The 3,540-nt window shown below is 68.1% G+C and carries 2 protein-coding genes; both read left to right on the plus strand.

Annotation, left to right across the window (positions count from 1 at the left end):
• A partial coding sequence (locus ACK5F2_RS01195; protein WP_409862191.1) for a TIM-barrel domain-containing protein occupies positions 1-1,989 on the plus strand: 1,989 nt, incomplete at its 5' end.
• A gap of 69 nt (positions 1,990-2,058) precedes the next feature.
• Positions 2,059-3,540: PNGase F N-terminal domain-containing protein (locus tag ACK5F2_RS01200; RefSeq protein ID WP_409862192.1), on the plus strand; the 1,482-nt coding region annotated here is incomplete at its 3' end.

Here is a 3,540-nt window from a genome sequence, read left to right on the forward strand (position 1 = left end):
TACGGCTTTGGCGAGAAAGCCCTGCCGCTCTCGCGCCACCAGCAGCATCTGGTGATGTGGAACGCCGACGTGCCCGATTACGCGCCCGGCCACGACCCGTCCTACCAGGCCATCCCTTTCTTCATCGCCCTGCACCAGGGCCTGAGCCACGGCGTCTTCCTCAACAACAGCAGCCGCAGCTGGTTCGACATGGGCAAGACCGAGCCGCAGCGCTGGCGCTTCGGTGCGGCGCGTGGCGAGCTGGATTACTTCGTCTTCACCGGCGGCCCGGAGCGCAGCCCGGCCCGGGTGCTGCAGGACTACACCGCGCTCACCGGCCGCGGCCCGCTGCCTCCCCTCTGGGCCCTGGGCTATCAGCAATCGCGCTGGTCGTACAAGACGCAGGATGAAGTTCTGCGCGTGGCGCGCGAGTTCCGCCAGCGCCAGATCCCGGCCGATGTGCTCTACCTCGACATCGACCACATGGACGGCTTCCGCGTCTTCACCTGGAACCCCGGCACCTTCCCGCAGCCGCGCGAGATGCTGGGCCAGCTGCATGCGCAGGGCTTTCGCGCCGTCACCATCGTCGACCCTGGCATCAAGCGCGACGAAGGCTTTGCCATCTACCGCAGCGGCCGCGCGGCCGGCGTGTTCATGCGCGGCGCCGATGGGCAGGAGCTGCATGCCAAGGTCTGGCCCGGCATTTGCGCCTTCCCGGATTTCACCTCGCCGGCCGCGCGCGACTGGTTCGGCCAGCTCCACGCTGCGCCGCTGGAGCTGGGCGTTGATGGCTTCTGGAACGACATGAACGAGCCGGGCGTGTTCGCGCCCGATGGCTTCAGCCAGCCCGAGATCTCGCTCGGCCCGCAGAAGACCTTGCCGCTGGACGCGCGCCATGCCGGCGATGGCCGGCCCGGTGATCATGCGCGTTATCACAATATCTACGGCCTGCAGATGGCCCGCGCCAGCTTCGAGGGCTTGCGCCGCCTGCGCCCCGAGCAGCGGCCCATGGTGCTGACGCGGGCCGGTGCCGCCGGTGTGCAGCGCTATGCGGCGGTGTGGACGGGCGACAACTCGCCCAGCTGGACGCATCTGGCGCTCACCATCCCCATGCTCAGCAATCTGTCCATCTCGGGCGTGCCTTTTGTGGGCGCCGATGTTGGCGGCTTCATGGGCAGCCCCAGCGCCGAGCTGCACAGCCGCTGGCTGCAAGCGGCCGTGCTCACGCCTTTCTTCCGCACGCATTCCAACGATGTGTCGGCGCCGCGCGAGCCCTGGGCTTTCGGCCCCGAGTTCGAGCGCATCAACCGCGCCACCATCGAGCTGCGCTACCGCCTGCTGCCCTACCTCTACAGCCTCTTTGAGGAGAACGAGCGCAGCGGCCTGCCGCCGCTGCGGCCGCTGTGGTTCAACTTCCCGCGCGATGTGCGCGCCAGCCTGGTGGACGACCAGTTTCTGCTCGGCCGCGACCTGCTGGTGGCACCGGTGCTGCGCGAGGGCGAGCGCCAGCGCCGCGTTTACTTCCCCGCCGGCGAAGCCTGGCTGGACTGGTGGACCGGTCGCCGCTTTGAGGGCGGCAGCGAGGCCACCGTGGCCGCGCCGCTGGACCGCCTGCCCCTGTTCATCCGCGTGGGCGCCGCCGTGCCCACACAGGCGCCGCCGCAGCACACGGGCGAGATGCGCGCCGCGCCGCTGGCCCTGACCGTGGCCTGGGGCGGCAGCGGCCGCAGCGAGGTGTTCCAAGATGCCGGCGAGGGCTATGGTTATCGCCAGGGTATGGCGCGCCGCATCGCAATCCGCCAGGATGCCCATGGCCTGACACTGGATCTGCCCCCGAACGCCGGATTTCAGCGGCTGACGCGGCTGGAGATCCTGGGCTTGGCCAGTGCATCGCCCTGGCGATTCGACGGCCAGCCGCTCTCGGCTCAGAAGGACGAGACCGGCCGGCTGCGCCTGGAGCTGCCCGCCGCGGCAGATGAGGGCCTGCACCAGCTGCGGCTGGCACACTGAGGCCAACGGCCGAATGCCGAGAGCAACACGACGACAAGATTGAGGACGACGATGCGAGCCACACGCCCGATGTTCAACAAAGCCCACCTGGCCGGCGTTCTGCTGGCCGCTCTGGCCGCCCTGGCGCCCAGCCTGGCCCTGGCCGCCCCCACCGAGGGCTGGAAGCTGCGCTACCAGCGCAGCTACAACGGCAAGCCGGTCGAGGGCCAGGACCCGATTTGGGTGTTCGCCGCCAAGGGCGAGGCCTTGATCAGCTCCGAGGCCATCCTGGCCGGCAAGGCCGGCTTTCCCTTCGAGCAGCAGTTCATCAAGCCCGCTGCGCAAGAGCTGCTGCAGCTGGCCCGCCTGAGCCCAGGGGAGGGCATCGCCACCCTGGACCGCGAATCGCTGCCCAAGCAAAGCTACGAGTTCAGCGAAGAGACGCGCACCATCCTCGGCTACCGCTGCAAGAAGGCCAAGACCGTGGTGAACTCCAACACCATCGAGCTTTGGTACACGACCGAGCTGCCGGCGGCCGGCGCGCCCACGGTGCTGGGCCACCAGCTGGGCCTGGTGCTGGAGCTGGTGCGCAATGGCAACTTCGTCATCAGCGCCACCCAGATCGAGCCTTTCCAGGGCCTGGATCTGGCGGAAATAGCCCAGGGTGGAAAGCTTGAGGCCGCGCCCCTGCTCGATGGCCTCAGCTACAAAGATCGCGTCTGGCGCAGCCGCTTCACCACCCTCCCGGTGTTTCAGGACCAAATCGTCAATTTCTCGGGCGAGGACCGCGAGCCGCGCGAGGGCGTGACCCGTTACGCAAACGGTACGGTGGTGCTCAAGACCGTGCAGCTGCCCGAGATCGCGCCGGGCAGCCAGGTGTTTGTGGACCTGCTGGCCCGCTCCAACGGCGATGCCTACGACCGCACCGGCTCGGTCTTTATGATCCCGCTGGGCGCGGCGAAGGAGTCAGAGAAGGGAAAGAAGGCCGCCCGCACCTTCCTGGACGGCCTGCAGCGCGGCGTGGCTGCCTTGCCGGCCTATCAGAACGGCAATGGCCGCACTTACCGCGGCGTGGTCGCCACCGAAGACTACGCGCCCTTGATCGAGCTGATGCGCTTCTTCACGCCCTTTGGCGTCAAGCACTACAACCACCTGCAGCTCAAGGGCAAGACCTGGCACGAGGCCGCTCCCTACCGCATGGACATCACCGACCTGGCCCAGCGCCTCTCGGGCCAGCAACTGGCTCTCGGCGTCTTCATCGGCAACTACGACAAGGGCGGCCACAAGCTGGACCTCAACCTCACCATCCACCCCAGCGACGCCGCCACCGCCATGTTCTCCAAGCCGGTGAGCCCCAGCACGGGTGCAGCGGCTTCTTCGGCCTCAGCGCCGCGCCTGATCCCGCTGTTCAACACCACCAATGTGATGGAGATGGCCGAGCAGGACTACGCCACCATGTTCGACAAGCCCAAGGGCCTGGAGGTGGATTTCACCCTCGACCGCCCGCTCAAGAACGCCCGCCTGCGCTACATCAGCACCGGCCACGGCGGCTGGACCAATGGCGACGAGTTC

Origin of the sequence: Roseateles sp. (assembly GCF_046300915.1) — a bacterium.
Classification (GTDB): Bacteria; Pseudomonadota; Gammaproteobacteria; order Burkholderiales; family Burkholderiaceae_C; genus Kinneretia.